The 20,520-nt window shown below is 69.5% G+C and carries 22 protein-coding genes; 4 read left to right on the top strand and 18 right to left on the bottom strand.

All coding sequences use genetic code 11. The features are described 5' to 3' along the window. Window positions 1–4 precede the first annotated feature (4 nt). The 16 genes from ACSQ4M_RS33315 to ACSQ4M_RS33390 form a co-directional block, all read right to left on the bottom strand. Window positions 5–550: a DUF4256 domain-containing protein gene (locus ACSQ4M_RS33315; RefSeq protein WP_436193630.1), complete on the bottom strand. Its 546-nt coding sequence runs from the start codon at window positions 548–550 to the stop codon at window positions 5–7. Beyond that, window positions 547–1,452, bottom strand: a complete 906-nt coding sequence (locus tag ACSQ4M_RS33320) for a PaaI family thioesterase (RefSeq protein WP_436193631.1) — start codon at window positions 1,450–1,452, stop codon at window positions 547–549. Before ACSQ4M_RS33320 ends, ACSQ4M_RS33315 begins: the two co-directional genes overlap by 4 nt. A gap of 33 nt (window positions 1,453–1,485) precedes the next feature. Continuing rightward, window positions 1,486–2,517, bottom strand: a complete 1,032-nt coding sequence (locus ACSQ4M_RS33325) for a sensor histidine kinase (protein ID WP_436193632.1) — start codon at window positions 2,515–2,517, stop codon at window positions 1,486–1,488. A gap of 96 nt (window positions 2,518–2,613) precedes the next feature. After that, window positions 2,614–3,084 (bottom strand): DUF2127 domain-containing protein, encoded by a 471-nt coding sequence (locus ACSQ4M_RS33330; RefSeq protein WP_436193633.1) that lies wholly within the window; start codon window positions 3,082–3,084, stop codon window positions 2,614–2,616. Continuing rightward, on the bottom strand, window positions 3,084–4,292 hold the full coding sequence (locus ACSQ4M_RS33335) for an HD-GYP domain-containing protein (RefSeq protein ID WP_436194112.1): 1,209 nt from the start codon (window positions 4,290–4,292) through the stop codon (window positions 3,084–3,086). Before ACSQ4M_RS33335 ends, ACSQ4M_RS33330 begins: the two co-directional genes overlap by 1 nt. 46 nt (window positions 4,293–4,338) lie before the next feature. Beyond that, window positions 4,339–5,139, bottom strand: coding sequence for an enoyl-CoA hydratase-related protein (locus ACSQ4M_RS33340; protein WP_436193634.1), 801 nt, complete (start codon window positions 5,137–5,139; stop codon window positions 4,339–4,341). A gap of 8 nt (window positions 5,140–5,147) precedes the next feature. Further along, window positions 5,148–6,356: an ABC transporter substrate-binding protein gene (locus tag ACSQ4M_RS33345; protein ID WP_436193635.1), complete on the bottom strand. Its 1,209-nt coding sequence runs from the start codon at window positions 6,354–6,356 to the stop codon at window positions 5,148–5,150. Between the two features lie 31 nt (window positions 6,357–6,387). Beyond that, a complete protein-coding gene (locus ACSQ4M_RS33350; protein WP_436193636.1) occupies window positions 6,388–7,665 on the bottom strand; it encodes an acyl-CoA dehydrogenase family protein in 1,278 nt (425 codons plus the stop codon). Further along, on the bottom strand, window positions 7,662–8,024 hold the full coding sequence (locus tag ACSQ4M_RS33355) for a DUF6285 domain-containing protein (RefSeq protein ID WP_436193637.1): 363 nt from the start codon (window positions 8,022–8,024) through the stop codon (window positions 7,662–7,664). Before ACSQ4M_RS33355 ends, ACSQ4M_RS33350 begins: the two co-directional genes overlap by 4 nt. Next, a complete protein-coding gene (locus ACSQ4M_RS33360; RefSeq protein WP_436193638.1) occupies window positions 8,024–9,019 on the bottom strand; it encodes a phosphotransferase family protein in 996 nt (331 codons plus the stop codon). Before ACSQ4M_RS33360 ends, ACSQ4M_RS33355 begins: the two co-directional genes overlap by 1 nt. Then, a complete protein-coding gene (locus tag ACSQ4M_RS33365) occupies window positions 9,009–10,031 on the bottom strand; it encodes a branched-chain amino acid ABC transporter permease (RefSeq protein ID WP_436193639.1) in 1,023 nt (340 codons plus the stop codon). The genes ACSQ4M_RS33360 and ACSQ4M_RS33365 overlap by 11 nt, the downstream gene beginning before the upstream one ends. Before the next feature lie 5 nt (window positions 10,032–10,036). Next, a complete protein-coding gene (locus ACSQ4M_RS33370) occupies window positions 10,037–10,909 on the bottom strand; it encodes a branched-chain amino acid ABC transporter permease (RefSeq protein WP_436193640.1) in 873 nt (290 codons plus the stop codon). 4 nt (window positions 10,910–10,913) lie between these two features. Further along, a complete protein-coding gene (locus ACSQ4M_RS33375; protein WP_056900657.1) occupies window positions 10,914–11,630 on the bottom strand; it encodes an ABC transporter ATP-binding protein in 717 nt (238 codons plus the stop codon). Further along, entirely contained in the window at window positions 11,627–12,430 is an 804-nt protein-coding gene (locus ACSQ4M_RS33380; protein WP_436193641.1) for an ABC transporter ATP-binding protein, read from the bottom strand. Before ACSQ4M_RS33380 ends, ACSQ4M_RS33375 begins: the two co-directional genes overlap by 4 nt. A gap of 69 nt (window positions 12,431–12,499) precedes the next feature. Further along, entirely contained in the window at window positions 12,500–13,678 is a 1,179-nt protein-coding gene (locus ACSQ4M_RS33385; protein WP_436193642.1) for an acetyl-CoA C-acetyltransferase, read from the bottom strand. Between the two features lie 53 nt (window positions 13,679–13,731). Then, the gene (locus ACSQ4M_RS33390) at window positions 13,732–14,958 is read right to left on the bottom strand and encodes a CaiB/BaiF CoA transferase family protein (RefSeq protein WP_436193643.1); all 1,227 of its coding nucleotides are present in this window, start codon (window positions 14,956–14,958) and stop codon (window positions 13,732–13,734) included. Between the two features lie 222 nt (window positions 14,959–15,180). On the opposite strand from ACSQ4M_RS33390, the gene ACSQ4M_RS33395 reads away from it, so the two are divergent. Together ACSQ4M_RS33395 and ACSQ4M_RS33400 are read left to right on the top strand one after the other, a co-directional pair. Beyond that, window positions 15,181–15,618: an Hsp20/alpha crystallin family protein gene (locus ACSQ4M_RS33395; RefSeq protein WP_436193644.1), complete on the top strand. Its 438-nt coding sequence runs from the start codon at window positions 15,181–15,183 to the stop codon at window positions 15,616–15,618. A 26-nt stretch (window positions 15,619–15,644) separates the two neighbouring features. Beyond that, entirely contained in the window at window positions 15,645–16,040 is a 396-nt protein-coding gene (locus tag ACSQ4M_RS33400; protein ID WP_436193645.1) for an Hsp20/alpha crystallin family protein, read from the top strand. Window positions 16,041–16,056: 16 nt separating this feature from the next. Here the strand turns inward: ACSQ4M_RS33400 and ACSQ4M_RS33405 are convergent, their stop codons facing one another. After that, window positions 16,057–16,680: a 2-hydroxychromene-2-carboxylate isomerase gene (locus ACSQ4M_RS33405; protein ID WP_436193646.1), complete on the bottom strand. Its 624-nt coding sequence runs from the start codon at window positions 16,678–16,680 to the stop codon at window positions 16,057–16,059. After that, complete coding sequence (locus ACSQ4M_RS33410; protein WP_436193647.1) at window positions 16,680–17,885, bottom strand: ABC transporter substrate-binding protein; 1,206 nt, start codon at window positions 17,883–17,885, stop codon at window positions 16,680–16,682. Before ACSQ4M_RS33410 ends, ACSQ4M_RS33405 begins: the two co-directional genes overlap by 1 nt. A 227-nt stretch (window positions 17,886–18,112) precedes the next feature. On the opposite strand from ACSQ4M_RS33410, the gene ACSQ4M_RS33415 reads away from it, so the two are divergent. Both ACSQ4M_RS33415 and ACSQ4M_RS33420 read left to right on the top strand, forming a co-directional pair. Beyond that, complete coding sequence (locus tag ACSQ4M_RS33415) at window positions 18,113–19,333, top strand: ABC transporter substrate-binding protein (protein ID WP_436193648.1); 1,221 nt, start codon at window positions 18,113–18,115, stop codon at window positions 19,331–19,333. A 1-nt stretch (window position 19,334) separates the two neighbouring features. Then, on the top strand, window positions 19,335–20,393 hold the full coding sequence (locus tag ACSQ4M_RS33420) for an alcohol dehydrogenase (RefSeq protein ID WP_436193649.1): 1,059 nt from the start codon (window positions 19,335–19,337) through the stop codon (window positions 20,391–20,393). The last annotated feature ends 127 nt before the right edge of the window (window positions 20,394–20,520 follow it).

The following is a 20,520-nucleotide window of genomic DNA, read 5'->3' on the forward strand; positions in this document are numbered from 1 at the left end:
ACGCCTACACCTGCAGCACGCCGCGGAAGCCCCGCGCCGCGTAGTACGACTGCGCGCCGTTGTGGTAGGTGAACACCTGGTCATAGCGCCGGTCGCAGAACAGCGCGCCGCCCAGGGCGCGGATGCTGGCCGGCGTCTGCACCCAGCTGGAGGTCTTGAGGTCGAACTCGCCCAGCTGCTGCAGCGCGCGGTACTGGGCCTCGCTCAGCAAGGCGATGCCCATGGCCTCGGCCACGTCCTCGGCGCAGCCCTGCGGCTTGTTCTCCTTGCGCGCGTCGAGCGCGGCGCGGTCGTAGCACAGGCTGCGGCGCCCGGCCGGGCTCTCGGCCGCGCAGTCGCAAAAGCTGATGCGGCCGCCTGCCGGCTCCAGGCTGACCACGTCGGGTTCGCCTGCGCTCGACTCCATGGCCTGCAGCGCCGCCAGGGCCGCGGCCTGGCCTTCCAGCCGGGCCAGCACATCGGCCCAGGCCAGGCCTGGATGGCGCTGCATGTTCTGTTCGAACCGCGCCTGCAGCGTCTGCAGCAGCCGGGCCTTGTCCTGGGCGTTCATGGGTGGGTCTCCGTCAGCAGGAAATTGCCGCGCGCCACCGTGATCGGCTGCGACGGCCCATTGCCTTGCCAGCAACGCACCGTCACCAGCGCCACGCGCGCGCCCAGGCGCACGGTCTCGCAGGACGCATAGGTGTCCTCGGGCCGGCCGCTGCGCAGGTAGTCGATGGAGAAGTCGATGCACTTGGGAAACTTGGCCCCGCCGACGGCCGAGATCAGGTGCAGCGTGGCGGCGCTTTCCGCGAAACCGGCCACCACGCCGCCGTGCAGCGCGGGCAGCTGCGGGTTGCCGATCAGCTTGGCCTGGTACGGCAGGCGGAAGACCGGCGCGCTGCCGCCTTCGGCCAGGCGGATGCCGAGGTAGTCGGCGTAGGGGATCGCCACGCCCTCCAGCACCGGGGCGTCGCCGGCCGGCGGCACCCAGGGCGCCACCTGCGGCGCAGCGGCCCCATCCGGCGCCGCCTTGCGCCGCGCGGGCGTGGCCAGCATGAAGGCGGCCTGCACGTTGGCCACGGGCTGCCCCGGGTCGGCCTGCCAGACCGCGCCGCGCACGAAGGCCACGCTGGGCGTCATGCGGTAGCAGTGCGTCTCGCAGTGCAGGTCCTGGCCGGGGCCGGCGCGGCGCAGGTAGTCCATGCGCAGGTCCAGCGTGGCGATGGGCTGGCGCTCGGCCAGCGCCGTGACCACGGACAGCCCGCAGCAGGAGTCGGCCAGCACGATCAGCGGACCGGGGTGCAGCAGCCCGCGCGCCGGATCACCGACCCAGTCGGGGCGGTCGGGCAGCCGCATGGCGGCACGGCCCTGGTCGGCCGCGGTGATGGCGAGGCCGATGTCGGCCATCTGGGGGGTGCGCGCGACGAACACGCGCTGCACATCGTCGAGGGAAGGGGTCCGGGACAGCATGCGGCGAGTATGCAGGCTGCGGTGCGGCCGGCGTCAGGCGCACGCCACACGGGGCAGGCGCAGGACCACAACGAGACCTTCGACGCGCCATGTCCGCTCGATGCTGCCGCGCGCGGACTGCAGGATGCGGTCGACCATCTCGCCGCCGAAGCCCGCGCGCCCCGGCGCCCCGGCGACCTGCGGGCCACCCGTCTCGGTCCACACCATCTCCAGCACGCCATCGGGCAGCGACCAGTGCAGCGCGACGTGCCCGTCGCCCATGCCGAGCGCTCCGTACTTCACCGAGTTCGTCGCCAGCTCGTGCAGGATCAGCGCCAGCGTGGTCATGGCTTCGCTGTGGACCGATGCCGCGGGACCGGAGAGCGTGCAGCGCGCACCATAGGGCTGGAGCACGGCCCCCGCCAGCGCGGCAAGATCGGAGGCAGCGGCATCGGCGCCGGCGTCGGCCTGCGCGAAGACGGCGTCGGACGCCCGCGACAGCGCAGCGAGCTTGTCCCGCAGCACGGCCGCCATGTCCTGCGCGGTTCCGGTACCGCGCAGTTCCCTTTGCGCGATGTAGGTCAGGCCGGACACCACCGAGAACAGGTTCTTGATCCGGTGGCGCATCTCGTGCGCCAGCAGCTGCTCGCGTTGCACCGCCGCGTGCAGTTGCTGCTCCATCAGGGTGATCTCGGTCACGTCGCGCGACACGCACAGGATGGACAGGACGGCTTCGCCGCCACCGGTGATCGGCAGCAGCAGGTTGTCCCAGAACAGCGTACCCGCGGGCGATACGCTGCGGCCCGGGAAGCGGACGCTTTCGCCCGCGGCAGCCTTGCGCAGCGCAGCCTCGCCCGCAGCGCGGACTTCCGGCGGCAACAGCCCCAGCCACTGCATCCCGGCCACGGCATCTTCGGCCACACCCAGGGCCTGGCAGCCGGCCCTGTTCATCGTCAGCACCCGACCGTCCAGGGTGAGCATCTTCACGCAGTCCGGCGTTGCATCCAGCATCGCGCGCTGCGGGTCGTGCACCTGCGGGTCCTCATGCGTCACAACGCCGGTGTACACGTTGGCAAAAGGCTTCATCTCGGTTCCTCCCGACGGGCTGCTGGATTCCCACAGTATCGGGCGATCCGGCGCAGCGTTTGCGGGGCATGCCGGCAGCGCCCTCGCCTGCGTGCTTCAGGAACGCCAGCGCGGCTGCGCCCCCCGCTGGCGCAGCGCGCGCAGCATCAGCACCACGATGCCGGCATTGAGCAGCAGCATCGACACGCTGAGCCAGCCCGGCCGACGCAGCAGCTCGGCCACCTCGAACGGCAGGTAGATCGCACCGCTGCCCGCCGCCAGCCATTCGGCCCAGGCGCGTCCGCGCCACAGCCCGTAGCCCTCGGCCAGGCGCAGCAGCGCATAGGCCGCCGCCCCCAGCGCCAGCCAGGTGAGTTTCTGGTCCTGCAGATGCTCGATGGCCTGCACGAAGATGTGCGGGTAGCGCGCCGCCGGATTCAGGTGCATGTGCTCCAGCAGGCGCAGCGCCAGGGCTTGCAGGTCGCGGTGCGCGAACACCAGCAGACCGGAGGCGCCCAGCAGCGCCAGAAGGCCCTTGGCGGTTTCGAACAGCGCCACGGTGCGCAGCGCGGGGCGGGCGCCGGGCATCACCATGGCTGCACCGGGAAACCCGCCCACAGTTCGTCGAGGTCGGTGAAACGCCATTGCGCCGGGTCTTCGCGCGCCACGATCTTCTCGTTCACGGTGCGCGAGAGGTCCAGCACTTCGGGCACCAGGCGCAGCTGCGCCTTGGTCGAGAAGAAGATCTTGACCTTGGGCGTGGTCAGCGCGGGCGACTGCTCCACCACCACCGCCAGCCGGCCGGAGCTGAGCCGCACGAGCGAGCCCACGGGGTAGATGCCCACGCTCTTGACGAAGGCCTGGAACAGCGCCTTGTCGAAGTGCCCGCCGGCCCATTCGGCCATGCGGCGCACGGCCTCGGCCGGGTCCCAGGCCTTCTTGTAGGGGCGGTCGGAGGTCACCGCGTCGTAGACGTCGCACAGTGCCGCCATGCGCGCGATGCGGCTGATGGCCTGGCCCTGCAGGCGGCGCGGGTAGCCGCTGCCGTCCATCTTCTCGTGGTGGTGCAGGCAGGCGTCGAGTACGGCCTCGCCCACGTCTCCGCAAGCCAGCAGCATGGCGTGGCCATGCTCCGGGTGGCTGCGCACGACGTCGAATTCCGCGTCAGTGAGCTTGCCGGGCTTGTTCAGGATGGACAACGGCACCTTGGCCTTGCCGATGTCGTGCAGCAGGCCGGCCAGGCCGGCGTCGCGCGTCTGCTGCTCGTCCAGGCCCAGCTGGGTGGCCAGCGACACCATCAGCGCGCAGACCGCCACCGAATGCATGTAGGTGTAGCTGTCGGCGGTCTTCAGGCGCGCCAGGCTGATCAGCGCGCCCGGGTTGCGCAGCACCGAGTCGCAGACATCCTCCACCAGGCCGCGCGCGGCCGACGAATCGGTCAGGTGGCCCATGCGCGCCGCCTCGAACACGGTGGTGATGCATTCGCGCGCCTGGCCGCAGAGCTTGACGGCGGTGCGCAGCTCGTCTTCCATGCCGGTCGGTGCGCGCCGCGACGGTGCGGGCTGGGCCGGCTCCTGGGCCGCTGGCTGTGCGGCCGCCAGCGCAGCTTCGGGCAATACGCTGCGCGCCATGTCGACCCAGGCGGCCCGCACGCCGGAGGCGCGGATGCGCGCCAAATCCTCGGCGGATTCGAGCAGGAAGTTCTGACGCCAGAACGGATGGTCCATCCACGCGCCATCGAAACGGTGCAGGAACATGCCGAGGGTCAGATCGGCGACGGGAACGCGCTTGAGCATGACGGCGCGCATTCTCGCCTATTCGGACTACATGTCCGAAAAACGATCAATTTCTTGGAAAGATTGGATCTCTTTTCTCGCGAAACGCCTTCACGCCCTCGGCGAACGAGGGTGCGTCGAGCAGCTCGCGCTGGCGCTCGGCCTCATAGCGCATCTGCTCCACCAGCGACACGCGGCCGGCCGAGTCGTAGGCCGCGCGCACCTCGCGCGCGGCATGCGCCGGCAGCTTGGCCAGCCGCTGCGCCAGGGCCAGGGCCTGGGTGCGCAGGTCGGCGTCGTCCACGACGGACCAGATCAGCCCCCACTGCAGGGCCTGCTCGGCCGACAGCTTCTCGTTGAGCATGGTCATGCCCACCGCGCGCGCGCGGCCGACGAAGCGCTCCAGGAACCAGGTGGTGCCCAGGTCGGGCACGATGCCCAGCTTGGGCATGAAGGGCAGGTAGAAGTAGGCCGAACGCGCGGCCACCACCACGTCGGCCGCCAGCGCGATGCCCACGCCGGCGCCGGCCGCCGGGCCGTTGACGGCGCTGACCACGGGCATGGGCAGCGTGCGCAGGTCCTCGATGATGCGGTTGGACAGCGACTCCATGGCCTCATAGCTGGCCTGGCCGACGGACGTGCCGTTGCCGGCCATGTTGCTGGACAGGTCGGCGCCCACGCAGAAGGCGCGGCCCGCGCCAGTGAGCACGAGGGCCGCGACACTGCGGTCCTCGCGCAGCGTGGCCAGGCGCGCGCGCAGCGCATGCTGCAGTTCGCGCGCGATCGGGTTCAGGCGCTCGGGGATGTTCAGGCTGATGACGAGGACATCGCCGTGGCGCTCTTCGAGCAGGGGGTTTTCGATGGTCATGAGGGTGCTCACTTCAAGCTGAGGACGGAACCGATGGGGTCGAGGTCGACCCCGTTGTAGCGCACGGGCTGCAGGGCCGCAAACACATGCAGGTCCTGCGGCGAGGTGCTGATGCTGACGCCGGGCAGCAGCATGGCGATCTTGGGCTGCTTCAGGTTGCTGGCGATGCGCCGCACCTTGTCGCGCGTGAGCTCGTCGCCGCACTCGCGCAGGATGTGGGCCATGAGCTGGCCCACCACATAGCCCGAGACGCCCGAGGAGTTGTTCGGATCCACGCCGGGCGCATGGGTCTTGAGCAGGGCGAGGTAGGCCTGCATCTCGGAGTCGTCGGCCCAGCGCTTGCTCGCGGGCTCCTTCCAGGCCGACAGCGTGACCGCGCCCTTGGCCTTGTCGGCCCCGGCCGGCTCGAAGGCCATCTTGACCGAGGAGCCCGCCAGGTTCACGTAGCGGTCGGGCTCCCAGCCGATCTCGGCCGCCTTGCGCAGCGCCTGGGCCACGGTGCGCGCGGTGGCGGCCAGCACCAGCACGTCCGCGCCCGCGGTCTTGAGCTGCACGATCTGCGAATCGATCGTCGGATCGGTCACCTCGAAGCTGGCCTGCGCGACCAGCTTGGCGGTCTTGCCCGCGAGCCCCTGCTGCAGGCCCTTCTGGATCTCGCGGCCCAGGTCGTCGTTCTGCATCAGCAGCGCCACCTTGGCACCGGGTTTGTTGGCCAGGATGTGGGCCGCAAACACCCGGCCCTCGCCCTGGTAGCTGCCCAGAAAGGGCGAAGTCCAGGGAAACTTCTCGCCGTCGTTGAACTGGCTCGCGCCGCTCTGCACGAACAGTTGCGGCACCTTCCTGGCATTCATGTAGCGCTGGATCGCCAGGTTGGGTGCCGTGCCCAGGTTGCCGAACATGGCCAGGATCTCGTCCTGCTCGACCATGCGGCGCGCCACCTCCACGGTCTTGGGCGGGGAATACTGGTCGTCGTAGACCAACAACCTGACCTTGCGGCCGTTGATGCCGCCCTGCTCGTTGAGCTGCTTGAAGTAGGCTTCGGCCACCTTGCCCACGATGGCGTAGCCCGAGACCGGGCCCGACAGCGGCATGGGCATGCCCAGCACGATCTCGGTGTCGCTGGCGCCGGGGTCGTACTTCTTCTGGGCCAGGGCCAGGGTGGGCACGGTGGCCAGCGCGGCCGCGGCCAGGGCGATCTGTCGTCGGTTCATCTGCATGCGTGTCTCCTCGTTGCTCTTGTGGAACGAATCAGTGCTTGCCCGCGCCCATGTAGCCGAACAGGTGGCCGGCCACCTTGCGCATCTGGATCTCTTCGGACCCTTCGGTGATGCGGTAGCGGCGATGGTGGCGGTAGATGTGCTCGAAGGGCTTGTGGCGCGAATAGCCCATGCCGCCGTGCACCTGCATGGCGCGGTCGGCCGCCTCGCAGACCAGGCGGTTCGCCCAGTAGTTGCACATCGACACCTTGTCCGACAGGCGCTTTTCGACCTCGGGCTTGGGCATCTGGTCCATCTGCCAAGCGGTCTTGCGGATCAACAGGCGCAGCATCTCCACCTGGGTCGCGAGTTCCACCAGCGGGAACTGGATGCCCTGGTTGCGCGCGAGTTCCTCGCCGAAGGGCTTGCGCTCGCGTGCGTAGCGCACGCTCTCGCGCACGCAGTAGTCGGCCGCGCCCAGGCTGGAGGCGGCCTGGCGGATGCGGTTCTCGTGCACGAAGTGCTGGGCGATGGCCAGGCCGCCGTCCAGCGGGCCCAGCAGTGCGTCCTCCGGCACCCAGACGTTGGCGAAGCTCACGCGCGGGTGGTCGGTCGGCATGTTGAAGGTCCAGAGGTATTCCTCGACCTTCACGCCCTCGGTCTTCGATGGCACCAGCAGCGCGCTGATGCCTTTGGCCGCACCGTCCGCGCCGCTGGTGCGTGCGAACACCAGGCAGTGCGTGGCGATGTGCATGCCCGTGGTCCACATCTTCTCGCCATCGATGCGAAAGCCGGCACGGCCGCCGCGCGTCTCGCGCACGGCGCGGGTCTCCATGTGCGTGGCGTCCGAGCCGTGGTTGGGCTCGGTCAGGCCGAAGGCGATCTTGAAGCGCTCGTCCAGCATGCCCTGCGTGAACTCCTGCTGCTGGGCTGCTGTGCCGAAGTCGCGCAGGATCAGCACGAAGGGGTTGTTGGCGACGATGGAGTGCTCGTTCTGCAGGTCGTTGTGCAGCCCCAGGCCCTTGGCCGCGAAGTGGTCGCGGATCACGGCCATCCAGAGGTTGCTGCCGTCCTGCCCGCCATAGGCCTTGGGCAGCGCGAAGCGCAGGTGGCCGGCACGGTCGGCGCGCCGGCGCGCCTCGCCCAGCAGCGCTTCCCACTCGTGGCGCGGCAGGCCGCCGTTCTCGAAGTCGGTGCGCGCCCATTCGCGCCGGTGGTCGAAGAAGCGCTGGTTGTCGTCCTGCTGCTGCAGCGGCACGATCTCGCGTTCGATGAAGGCGTCGAGTTCGGCCAGGTAGGCCACGAGGTCAGCTGGAAGATCGAAGTTCATGGTTCGTCGGAGTACCCGGGTTGGTCGATGGCGAGCTTGGCCGCCGTCGTGGCTTGCAGGTGCGCGAGCAGGCCCGGCGTGGCCAGGTCCATGGCGCCTGCGGCGATGCGTTCGCACAGCAGGCGGTTGGCGGCTTGCAACTCGACTGGGGCGTCGGCGCCCAGCAGCACGCGCAGACCCTCGGCCTCGCGCGCCTGAGCGGCAGCCCCCTGCTCCGCCTCGCGTTGCGCGATGCCCAGCGCATTGGCGGCCACACGCACCTGGTAGGCCAGCGCCCCCTCGGTGGCGGGCAGCACGCGTTCGCGCAGGAATTGCGCCACGGCCTGCAGCAGCTCGGGCGCGTGTGGTCGGTCCTGCATCAGGTGCTCTCCTCGGCCAGCAGGGCCAGCAGGTCGGACTCGACTTCCGAGGCGCGCCGGCCGATGGCCGCCTTCTCGAGTTCAGGTTCGGAGCCGTCGATCCAGGACTGCACCATGGACTCGCAGACGATGCCCCACTTGAGCGTGCCCAGCATCTCCCACCAGCGCAGCCGCGCGGCGTCGAGCCGGCCGCCCGCCTCGACATAGCCCGCACAGAGCGCCTCGCGCGTGCCGAAGCCACCCACCGGCAGCGCCTTGCCGCCACCGAAGCGCCAGGAGCGCACGCAGATCCAGCCCAGGTCTTCCATGGGGTCGCCCAGATGGGCCAGTTCCCAGTCGAGCACGCCGCACAGGCCGTCGGCATCGACCATCAGGTTGCCGTTGCGGAAGTCGCCGTGCACGAGCACTGGGCGGGCCACATCGTCGGGCGCGTGGCGCGCCAGCCATTGCAGGGCCAGCGCGAACACCGGCCGCACCGTCCCATGCTCCCTGTGCAGCCCGGCCTGGAAGTCCAGCTCGGCGCGCGCGCAGGCTGTGCGCAGAGGGGGCAATCGCTCGGTTGCCAGGCCGTGGATGCGTGCCATGGCCGCACCGCACTGCCGCGCCAGCACGCGGCGGGCACCGGCCAGCGCCGGGTCGCGCACGATGCGCCGCCCCAGCGTCTCGCCTTCCAGGCGGTCCATCACGAAGCCGTCGCCGGCACCGTCCTCGGGCCGCAGCACATGGCGCACGGCCGGCACCGGCACGCCGGCGCCATGTGCCGCAGTGATCAGGGCCGCCTCGTTGGCCAGGCCCGCGGAGCCATGGTTGCGCCCGTGTTCCGCGGTGGCCGCACGGCGCAGGATCAGCGGTGTGCCGGCTACCGTGAAGGCCCAGGTCTGCTGGCTGGCGCCACCCGACAGGCGGCGCAGTTCGGCTACCGGGCCGCCCCCCTGCACCAGCCGACCGGCCAGTGCCTGCAAGGCGTCCAGCAGCTGTGCACGCTCATCCTGCACGGCCGAAGCGCGCCTGGATCTTGCGCAGCAGCCCGACCACGCCACCCGGCATGGCGAACATGAAGATGATCAGCACCACGCCGTAGACGGCCCAGGGCGCGGCCTTGGAGACCTTCTCGGCGAAGGTCGGCACGAACATGATGAAGATGGCGCCGAAGATCGCGCCGTACAGCGTGCCCACGCCGCCGACCACGATGCCCACCAGCAGCGAGATCGACAGGAACAGCGTGAACGAATCGGGCGCGACGAACTGCACGGCGATGGCCGACAGCGCACCGCCCACGCCCGTGAACGCGGCCGACACGCCGAAGGTCATGGCCTTGTAGTGGCTGTTGTCCACGCCCATGGCCTCGGCCGCCATGGCGTGGTCGCGGATCGCGCGCATGGCCCGGCCGCTGCCGCTTTGCAGCAGGTTGTGGGCGATCACGAACATGACCACCGTGACCAGCAGCGAGAACAGGTAGACCCACTGGTCTTCGGTGAGCGGCAGGCCGAACGGTGCGCCCGGCTTCATGAGCACGATGCCCTGCACGCCGCCGGTCCACTGCTCCAGGTGCTTGTACTTGAGCAGCTGCGGCATGGCCACGCCCAGCGCGAAGGTGGCCAGCGCCAGGTACAGGCCTTCGAGCTTGAGCGCTGGCCGGCCGAACAGGTAGCCGACGATCAGGCAGACCACGGCGGCCGAGGGCACCGTGAGGAAGTACGGCATGCTGGCGTGCTCCATCAGGATGCCCGTGGTGTAGGCACCGATGGCATAGAACGCGCCGTGGCCCAGCGAGATCTGGCCGTTGTAGCCGGTCAGGATGTTCAGGCCCAGCAGCGCGATCGCGTACGACAGCACCATGGTGGCCTGGAACAGCTGGTAGCCCTTCAGGAAGAAGGTCAGCGCGATGGCGACCAGCACCAGCAGGCTGACCCAGACCAGGGTCTGGCGCGAGGCGGGTGCCTGGGCCCGTGCAGCGGGTGCAGCGGCCGGCGCGATCGGCAGGGCGGAAGAGACTTGCGTGTTCATGGCGTTCAGACCCGCGTGACGATGGTGCGGCCCATGAGGCCGGAAGGCTTGACGATGAGCACGCCGACGATCAGCACGAGTGCCACCGACAGCTTGAGCTCGGTGCCCACCACGTAGGTGCCGATCAGGTTCTCCAGCACGCCGACGATGAAGCCGCCGAGCACGGCGCCCACCGGGTTGTCGATGCCGCCGATCAGCGCACCGGCGAAGGCGTACAGCAGCACGCCGCTCATCATGTGCGGGTCGAGGAAGACCACGGGCGCGACCATCATGCCGGCCACGGCGCCGATGGCACCGGCCAGGCCCCAGCCCAGCATCAGCATGCGGCCCACGTTGATGCCCACCAGGCGCGAGGACACCGGGTTCTGCGCCGCGGCGCGCATGGCCAGGCCCAGCGGCGTGAAGCGGAAGAAGCTGAACAGCAGCGCCACCACGCACAGTGTGACGAAGATCGCGCCGACCTCGTGCGCCGACATCATGGACGTGGCGAACCAGGCGTCCGACGGGAAGGGGCTCGGGAACTGCTTGATGGTGTAGCCGAACAGCCAGCCCGCCACGCTGTGGAAGATCACCAGGAGGCCGATGAACACCACGACCACCGACAGCACGGGCTTGTCGTGCATGGGCCGGATCACGGTGAACTCGACCACGGCGGCAAGGATGAAGGAGATCACCACCGTGGCCACGAAAGCGGCCCAGTACGGGAAGCCGGCCTGGATCAGGCTCCAGGCGATGAAGGTGGAGAACATCGCCATCTCGCCCTGGGCGAAATTGATGTGGTGCGTGGCCTGGTAGATCATGACCAGGGCCAGCGCCACGCTGGCGTAGATGCCGCCAGTGGCCAGGCCCGCCAGCAGTTGGTGGATGAATGCGTCCATCTGTCTATTCCCCCAAGTACGCGCGGCGCACCGCGTCGTTGCTGCGGATCTCGGCCGAGGGCCCGGACAGCACGATGCGGCCGGTCTCGATCAGGTAGGCGGTGCTGGCCAATTCCAGCGCCAGCTTGGCGTTCTGCTCCACCAGCAGGATGGAGACACGCTCCTCCTGGTTGATGCGCCGCATGATGGAGAAGATGTCCTTCACGATCAGCGGGGCCAGGCCGAACGAGGGCTCGTCCAGCAGCAACAGGCGCGGCTTGCCCATCAGCGCGCGGCCGATGGCCAGCATCTGCTGCTCGCCGCCGGACAGCGTTCCGGCCTGCTGGGCATGGCGCTCCTTCAGGCGCGGGAAGTAGCCGTAGACCTTGGCCAGATCGTCTTCGATGCCGGCGCGGCTCGCGCGGGCGTAGGCGCCCAGGCGCAGGTTCTCCTCGGTCGTGAGGCCCAGGAAGGTGCCACGGCCATCGGGCACGTGGCCCACACCAGCCTTGGCGATCTGCTCGGTGGCGCGGCCGTCGATGCGCTGGCCCGCCAGCGTGATCGTGCCCTGCGTGCTGACCATCATCTGGCACAGCGCGCGCAGCGTGGTGGTCTTGCCGGCGCCGTTGGCGCCCAGCAAGGCGACGACCTCGCCTTCGGACACGTCGATGTCGATGCCCTGCAGCACACGCGTGGGGCCGTAGGCGGCATGCAGGCCGCGGACTTCCAGAAGCTTCGTCATGCCGTCTCCGTCTCGTCTTCACCCAGGTAGGCCCGGATCACCTCGGGATGCCGGCGCACCTCGGCCGGCGTGCCTTCGGCGATCTTCTTGCCGAAGTTCAGCGCGACCACCTTGTCCGACACGCCCATCACCAGGCTCATGTGGTGCTCCACGAGCAGCACGGTGACCTTGCGCCGGTTGCGGATGTCCAGGATCAGTTCGCCCAGGCTTTCCAGTTCCTCGTGGTTCAGGCCGCAGGCCGGCTCGTCGAGCAGCAGCAGCTGCGGCTCCGACGCCAGCGCGCGCGCGAGTTCCACGCGCTTTTGCGTGCCGAACGGCAGGTCGGCCACGGTGCGGTCGGCCACCGCGCCCAGTTCCAGGAAGGCGATCAGTTCGTGCGCACGCGCAAGCGCATCGGCCTCGATGCGGGCCACGCCGGGCAGCCGGAAGGCGTTGCGCAGAAAGCCCGCGTGGTGCTTGCTGTGGCAGCCGATCAGCACGTTCTCCAGCACGGTCATGGTGCGGAACAGCGCCAGGTTCTGGAAGGTGCGGCCGATGCCCAGGCCGGCCATCTTGTGGCGCGGCAGGCTGGCCAGCGGCTGGCCCTCGAACTCGATGCGGCCGCTGCTGAAGGTGTAGAGGCGCGAGAGGCAGTTGAACAGCGTGCTCTTTCCTGCCCCGTTGGGGCCGATCAGCCCGCAGATCTGGCCGCGCGCGACGTCGAACGACACGCCGTCCAGCGCCACGATGCCGCCGAAGCGCACCGTGACGCCCTCGATGTGCAGCAGGGGTTTGTCTCCACGATCACGGTCTTGTGCCATGCGTCGATCCTTTGTTCTTGGTGGGGGACGCGGCAGGCGCTGCTGCGGGCGCCCGCCGGGAAGCGTGGCTCAGAGCCGCTCGATGATGGTCACGTTGGCCATGCCGCCGCCTTCGCACATGGTCTGCAGGCCGTAGCGCTTGCCGTGCGTGCCGAGCGCATGGACCAGCGTGGCCATGAGCTTGGTGCCCGAGGCGCCCAACGGGTGGCCCAGCGCGATCGCGCCGCCGTGCACGTTCAGGCGTGCCGGGTCGGCACCGGTGGCCTGCAGCCAGGCCAGCGGGATCGGCGCGAAAGCTTCGTTGACCTCGAACAGGTCGATGTCGGAGATCGACATGCCGGCCTTCTTCAGCGCACGCTGCGTGGCGGGAATGGGCGCCTCCAGCATGATCACCGGGTCGTGGCCCAGCACGCTCATGTGGTGGATGCGGGCCAGCGGTTGGACGCCCAGGGCCTTCAGGCCGCGCTCGTTGACGACCATCACGCCGCTGGCGCCGTCGCAGATCTGGCTGGCGCTGGCAGCCGTGCAGCGGCCGCCCTCGGCGATCAGCTTGACCGCGGCGATGCTCTCCAAAGTGGCCTCGTAGCGGATGCCTTCGTCGGCCAGGTGCTGCTCGCCGGGCTCTGTGCCATCGGCCATGCGCACGGCCACGGGCAGGATCTCGCCCTGGAAATGGCCGGCCTTGGTCGCCGCGATGGCGCGCTGGTGGCTCAGCAGCGCGAACGCGTCGAGCTGCTCCTTGGACAGGCCGTAGTTCACCGCGATTTGCTCAGCGCCCGTGAACTGGCTGAACTGGATGCCGGGGTAGCGCTGCTGCATGGCCGGGCTCATGTAGCTGCCCTGGCCGGCCTTGGCGGCCAGGATGGCGGGCGAGCCCATGGGCACGCGCGTCATGCTTTCCACGCCGGCGGCGATCACCACGTCCATGCTGCCGGCCATCACGGCCTGGGCCGCGAAGTGCAGGGCCTGCTGCGAGGAGCCGCACTGGCGGTCGATGGAGGTGCCGGGCACGGATTCGGGCAGGCTGGAGGCCAGCACGGCATTGCGCGCGATGTTGGTGGACTGCTCGCCGGACTGGCCCACGCAGCCGAGGATCACGTCTTCGACCAGGGCCGGGTCGGCGCCGGTGCGGGCCACCAGTGCGTCCAGCACCTGGGCGGCCAGGTCAGCCGGGTGCCAGCCGGCCAGGCGGCCGTTGCGGCGACCACCAGCGGTGCGGGTGGCGGCGACGATGAATGCTTCTGCCATGCGAATGTCTCCTTAGCGATCAGGGGTCCGGGCGGGATGTTCGCGGCGGTGCCTCAGCGGGGCGTCGTCGGAACGGACGATTTTGGAAACGCGGGCGCGGGGCCCAGCACGCCGGCCGCGCGCCAGGCATTTTGCTGCGCTGCGTCATGACCCAGTTCGGCCAGCACATCGGCCGCATGCTGGCCCAGGTGCGGCGCCGGGCCGGGGGCTGCGGCGGGCGTGCCGTTGAACTGCGCGGGCGATCGCGGCAGGCGCACGCGGCCCAGTTCCCCATGGTCCACCTCGACCAGCGTGCGGTTGTGCAGGACTTGCGGGTCGGCCAGCACCTCGTGGCGCTCGTTCACGCGGCCCACGGGGCAGTTCTGCGTGCGCATGCGCTCCAGCATGGTGGCCGTGTCGAGGGCGGCGGCCTGGGGGTCAAGCTCCTCGCGCAGCGCGGCCGCATGGCGAAAGCGCCCGTCCACGCTCGCGAAGCGCGGGTCCTTGGCCAGCTCGGGCCGGCCGAAGCCCGCGCACATGGCGGCGAATTCCACCGGCTGCGGGCCCGAGGCCACGGCATAACCATCCGAGGTCTTCCAGGGCTTCTGGCTCACACCGAACTCGGGTGAGGCCGGCGGTGCGTCGTCGAGCCAGATGTGGTTGTACATGGCGTCCGGCCACTGGAAGGACACGGCCGCGTCCAGCATGGCCAGTTCCACCCACTGCCCCTTGCCGGTGCGTGTGCGGGCCAGCAGCGCGGCGCAGATGGCCTGCGCAGCCGTCAGCGCCGTGAGCTTGTCGCACAGCGCGGCGGCCAGCACCTGCGGGTCGCCGCTGATCTGGTTGCGGTGCGAGGCGCTGATGCCCGAGACAGCCTGGATCACGGCATCGTAGGCGCGCTCGCCCGCATTCGGGCCGGTCTGGCCGAAGCCGCTGATCGACAGGTAGACCAGGCGCGGGTTCAGCGCCAGCAGGGCCTCGTGGCCCAGGCCCAGGCGGTCCATGGCGCCGGGGCGGAAGTTCTCGATCAGCACGTCGGCGCGCTGCGCGAGTTCGCGCACGATCTGCTGCGCGGCGGATTGCTTCAAGTCCAGCACCAGCGAGCGCTTGCCGCGGTTGGCGGCCAGGAACATGGCCGAGATGTCGGCCTTGCGCGGGCCGATGCGGCGCGAGGTGTCGCCGTCCGGCGACTCGATCTTGACCACGTCGGCGCCCTGGTCGGCCAGCATGCCGGCCGCGATGGGGCCGGACAGCACGGCCGACAGATCCAGCACGCGAATGCCCTCCAGGGGTCCTGCCATGTGTTTGTCTCCTGTTGAAATGGGTGGCCGTCGGCGTGCACCGGCCCACCTGGACTATCGCCGCGCCGGCCGCGCGCGGCCATGGCGGAATCGTCCAAGCATGTTGGCACAAAGCGCCACAGCGACCCTCTTGAAACGCCGCGCGGCGACCCCTACATCGTCACCGGAAGCGCTGGAGGACGCCTCCGGCGCGCCATCCGTTTCATCCTATGGAGGTTTCGCATGTACCGATCGCTCTTTCCCCGCGACATGGTCGCCGAGATGGATCGCCTGCAACGCGAGATGCAGCAGGCCTTCGATCTGTCTCCCAGCATCCGCGGCTTCGCCCGCAACGGCTACCCCGCGCTGAACGTGGGCGGCACGGCCAGCGCCATCGAGATCTACGCGTTCGCGCCGGGGCTGGACCCTGCATCCTTGGAAGTGCACCTTGAACGCGGCCTGCTCAGCATCGCCGGCGAGCGCAAGAGCAGCCTGCCGCAGGCCGACAGCAAGGCCGCCGTGCACATCAACGAACGCTTCGCGGGCCGGTTCCGGCGCGCGCTGAGCATGCCCGAAGACGCCGACCCGGACGGCGTGGAGGCGCGCCTGCGCGACGGCGTGCTGCACATCACCGTGCGCCGCAAGGCCTCGGCGCAGCCGCGCCGCATCACCGTGCAATGAACCCCCAGCCTGCAAGGAGCAACACCATGGACAAGCAACACGAGGTACAGAAGACGGGCGCGGCACGCGACGCTGGCGCGCGCTATGCATCGGATGCGCTCACGCCCCCGGTCGACGTGATCGAGGATGCAGGCGGCATCACGCTGTACGCCGACCTGCCCGGCGTCACCCGGGACAAGCTGCAGCTGCAGGTCGAGGCCGACACCCTGACCATCGAGGCCGAGAGCGGCCTGGCCGTTCCGCCCGACCTGGTCTCCAGCCACACCGAGGTGGGGCTGGCGCGCTTTCGCCGTGTGTTCACGCTCAGCAAGGAGCTGGACTCCGAGAAGGTGGCGGCCGAGCTGGCCAACGGCGTGCTGAAGCTGCGCATCCCCAAGGCTGCGCACGCGCAGCCGCGCCGCATCGAGGTGCAGGTGCAGTGAACGGCACGCGGCGGCCTCACCAGCCGCCGCGCCGCAGCCAGTCGTCCACCAGGTGCAGGCGGTCGGCACCCCAGAACATCTCGCCGTCGACCACGAAGGTCGGCGTGCCCCACACGCCGGCCTCCACCGCCGCGTCGGTCTCCACGCGCAGGCGTTCCTTGGCCGGCGCCTGCTGCACCGCCGCGGCGATGTCCAGTCGCGCAGCGTCCAGCCCCACGTTGGCGGCGGCCTGCGCGATCTGCTCGGGCGTGTTGGGCGGCGTCGCGCGCACATGGTGCCACTCGAAGATTTCGCGCGCGAAACGCTTGGCCAGGATGGGATCGAGGTCATCGAGGAGCCAGAACGCGCGGCAGGCGTTGGCGCTGATGAAGTTGGAGAGGCCCCCGGACTTGAACGGCAGGCCGAACCAGCGCGCCATGCGCGGCACGTCGCGCCTGTAGTAGTCGCCCTTGAGCGGCACCTCCAGGAAGGGCCGGGTCTGGCCCAGCTTGTCCTGCATGATCCCGCGCATGTAGAACGCGCGCCAGCGCACGCTGCGGCCGTACTGGGCCGCGAGCGCATCGATGCGCGTGGACGCGAAGTAGCCGTAGGGCGAGAGGAAGTCGAACCAGAAGTCGATCGGTTGCGCGTCGGCTGCCATCAGAAGCCGATCACGTCGCCCACGTTGACGAACTTGTCGCCGTCGAAGCGCGTGAGCTGCATGGCGCGGATCACGCGGTAGTCGTCGGCACTCGTGTTCACGCGGATGCCGGGGATCAGCAGCGGCAGTTCCACGTTCTTGAGGCTGGTGGCCTGCTTCATGACGTTCTCGCGCGTGAGCTCGTCGCCGCACTGCCTGAGCACGTGCACCATGAGCTGCGAGGCGCTGTAGCCGTTGTAGCAGACGCGGTCCGTCGGGTCGCCATCGGGGTAGTACTGCTTCATGAAGGCGTGGTAGTCCTTCACGCCGGGGTCGTCCTTCCAGCCCGGGTCGCTCGGGTCCTTCCAGTAGGTGGCCGAGAAGATGCCGGTGGAGCGCTCGCGGCCTGCCGGCACCATGGTGGTGTTGACGCCAGAGGCCGAGCCGATCAGGTAGTAGGCCGGCTTCCAGCCCAGCTCGGCCGACTTGCGGATCGCCTGCAGCGCCTGCTTGGGCAGGCTGATGTTCATGAACACGTCGGCACCCGAGGCCTTGAAGCCCACGATCTGCGAATCCACCGTGGGGTCGGTCGGCTCGTAGGTCGCCTCGGCCACGATGTTGCCGACCTTGTTGCCCAGCCCGGCCTTGAAGCCGCGCAGGAAGTCGCGGCCGTAGTCGTCGGCCTGCGACAGCACGGCGATCTTGGCGTTCGGATTGGTCTTGACGATGTGGGCGGCGTAGACCGCGCCCTCGATCTCGTAGCCGGCCAGGAAGGCCATCGACCAGGGCGCGCCCTTGGGGTCGATGAAGCGGCTGGCCCCTGTGGACAGGAACAGGTGCGGAACCTTCTTGGCGTTCATGTACTTCTGGATCGCCGCGTTCGAGGCCGTTCCGAGCTGGTTGAACATCAGCAGCACGCCCTCGGATTCCACGAGCTTGCGCGTGGCCTCCACGGTCTTGGGCGGGGAGTAGGCGTCGTCCAGGCTCAGGAAGTTGATCTTGCGGCCACCCACGCCGCCCTGCTCCTCGTTGACCTTGCGGAAGTAGGCGCTGGCGGTCTTGCCGAACACGCCGAAGGCCGAGGCCGGCCCGCTGTAGGGCACGGTGTTGCCGATGCGGATCTCGGTGTCGCTGGCGCCGGTGTCGTACTTCCTGGCGAAGGCGGGCAGCGGCAGCCAGGGGGCGCTGGCAGCGGCCAGCAAGGCGGTGCGGCGGGTGAAGGCCATGGCATTTGTCTCCAGATGAGCCGGTCTGCGCCGGCGGTCGCCCGCACTATCGCGCTGGCGTCAGCCAGCGGCCATGGCCGATTCGTCCAAAGCCACTGGCCGCAACGACCAGCGCCGATCAGGGGAAACCCGGTGTCGCGCAGGTACCGCGCTCGTCGGATCGGACGATGCCCGGCCCGCCGCGCCGGGGCACGATGCGCCCTTCCACCAACATCGGGGAGACAAGAATGCAGAACAGCAAAACCATGCTGGCCGTGGCGCTGTGCAGCGCGCTGGCCTTGTGGGCCGGCGGCGCGGCCGCGCAGGCCAAGCCGCAGCCCATCAAGATCGGCGTGCTGACCGACCTCACCTCGCTCTACGCGGCCATCGGCGGCAAGGGCCTGGTCGACGCCACCCGCATGGCCATCGAGGACTTCGGCGGCAGCGTGCTGGGCGCGCCCATCGAGATGGTCTTCGCCGACACGCAGAACAAGGCCGACGTGGCCGCCTCCAAGGCGCGCGAGTGGTTCGACACCCAGGGCGTGGACATGGTCACCGACCTGCCCTCCTCGGGCCTGGCACTGGCCGTGGCCAAGCTCGGCGAGGAGAAGAAGAAGATCGTCATGGTGACCAGCGCCGCCACCTCGGAGCTGACCGGCAAGAGCTGCACGCCCTACACCGTGCACTGGACCTACGACACCTACGCACTGGCGCGCAGCACCGGCGCCGCCGTGGTCAAGGCCGGGGGCGACAGCTGGTTCTTCCTGACGGCAGACTATGCCTTCGGCCAGGCGCTGCAGAAGGACACCAGCGACGTCATCGCCGAGCTGGGCGGCAAGGTGGTCGGCAGCGCCAAGCACCCGCTGGGCGCGTCCGACTTCGCGTCGTTCCTGATCCAGGCACAGGGCTCCAGGGCCAAGATCATCGGCCTGGCCAATGGCGGTGGCGACACCATCAACAGCATCAAGGCGGCCAGCCAGTTCGGCATCGGCAAGGACGGGCAGAAGCTGGCCGCGCTGCTGGCGTTCCTGACCGACATCAAGGCCATCGGCCTCAAGCAGGCCCAGGGCCTGCTGCTGACCGAGGCCTTCTACTGGGACCAGGACGACAAGACGCGGGCCTGGTCGCAGCGCTTCTTCAAGCGCAACGGCGTGATGCCCACCATGACGCAGGCCGGCACCTACGGCGCCGTGACGCACTACCTGAACGCCGTCAAGGCCACCGGCACGCGCGATTCGGACAAGGTCATGGCGCAGATGCGCGCCACGCCGATCAACGACTTCATGACCGTCAATGGCCAGCTGCGCGTGGACGGCCGCGTCGTGCGCGACATGCACCTCTACCAGGTCAAGACGCCCGCAGAATCCAAGGGCGAGTGGGACCTGTACAAGGTGGTCGGCACCACGCCGGGCGCCACCGCCTTCCGCCCTCTTTCCCAAAGCGAATGCCGACTGGCAAAAGGATCCTGACATGATCAGCTACGACCTCACCGCGTTCGGCGCGCCGCTGGCGCGCAACGAGCAGCCCACGCCCACGCCGATGGGCAGTGAGGTGCTGGTGCGCGTAATGGCCGCGGGCGTGTGCCACAGCGACATCCACATCCGCCACGGCTACTACGACATGGGCAACGGCAAGCGCCTGAACATGGGCGACCGTGGCGCGGTGCTGCCGCTGACCATGGGCCACGAGACGGCCGGCGAGATCGTCGCAGCCGGCCCCGATGCCAAGGACGCGAAGATCGGCCAGCGCGTGGTGGTCTACCCCTGGCTGGGCTGCGGCCAGTGCAAGGTCTGCGCGCGCGGCCAGGAGAACCTGTGCATGAAGGGCCGCTCGCTGGGCGTGTTCGCGCCGGGCGGCTACGCCGACCACATCGTCGTGCCGCATGCGCGCTACCTCGTCGACATCGGCGACATGGCACCCGAACAGGCCGCGCCCTGCGCCTGCTCGGGCCTGACCATGTACAGCGCGATCGGCAAGATCGACCCGGCCGTGCTCAAGGACGAGCACGTGGTGGTGTTCGGCGCGGGCGGCCTCGGCCTCATGGCCGTGGGCCTGCTGAAAGCCCTGGGCAATCCGGGCGCCATCGTCATCGAGCCCGACGCCGCCAAGCGCACCGCGGCGCTCAAGGCCGGCGCCGCGCACGCCATCGACAGCGCCGCGCCCGATGTGGCCGAACAGGCCAAGGCGGCGGCCGGCGGCGCCGTCTGGGCCGCACTGGACTGCGTGGGCACCGAACAGACCGTGGGCACCGGCATCGCCATGCTGACCAAGGGCGGCCAGTTCGTGCAGGTGGGGCTGTTCGGCGGCAAGGTGGAGATCTCCACGCCCTCCATGCCCATGCGCGCCGTGAGCTACGAGGGCTCCTACGTCGGCAACCTGGGCCAGCTGCGTGCGCTGATCGACCTGGCCAAGGCCGGCAAGCTCGTGCCGTTGCCCATCGATGCGCGGCCACTCGACCAGGCCGAGGCGGCCCTGCAGGATCTGGAGGCCGGCAAGGTCGTCGGCCGCGTCATGTTGAAACCGAATTGAATGACCACCCCGTTTGAATGGCTCACTCCGTGTAGCCATTCCATCCCCCTCAAGGTGCGCCGCCAGCGGCCGGGCAGAGCCCGTTCCGCGGCGTCTGCCCGCATGGCCTGCTCCGCGGCCTTCGGAA

Origin of the sequence: Pseudorhodoferax sp. LjRoot39 (assembly GCF_964253035.1) — a bacterium.
Classification (GTDB): domain Bacteria; phylum Pseudomonadota; class Gammaproteobacteria; order Burkholderiales; family Burkholderiaceae_C; genus Pseudorhodoferax.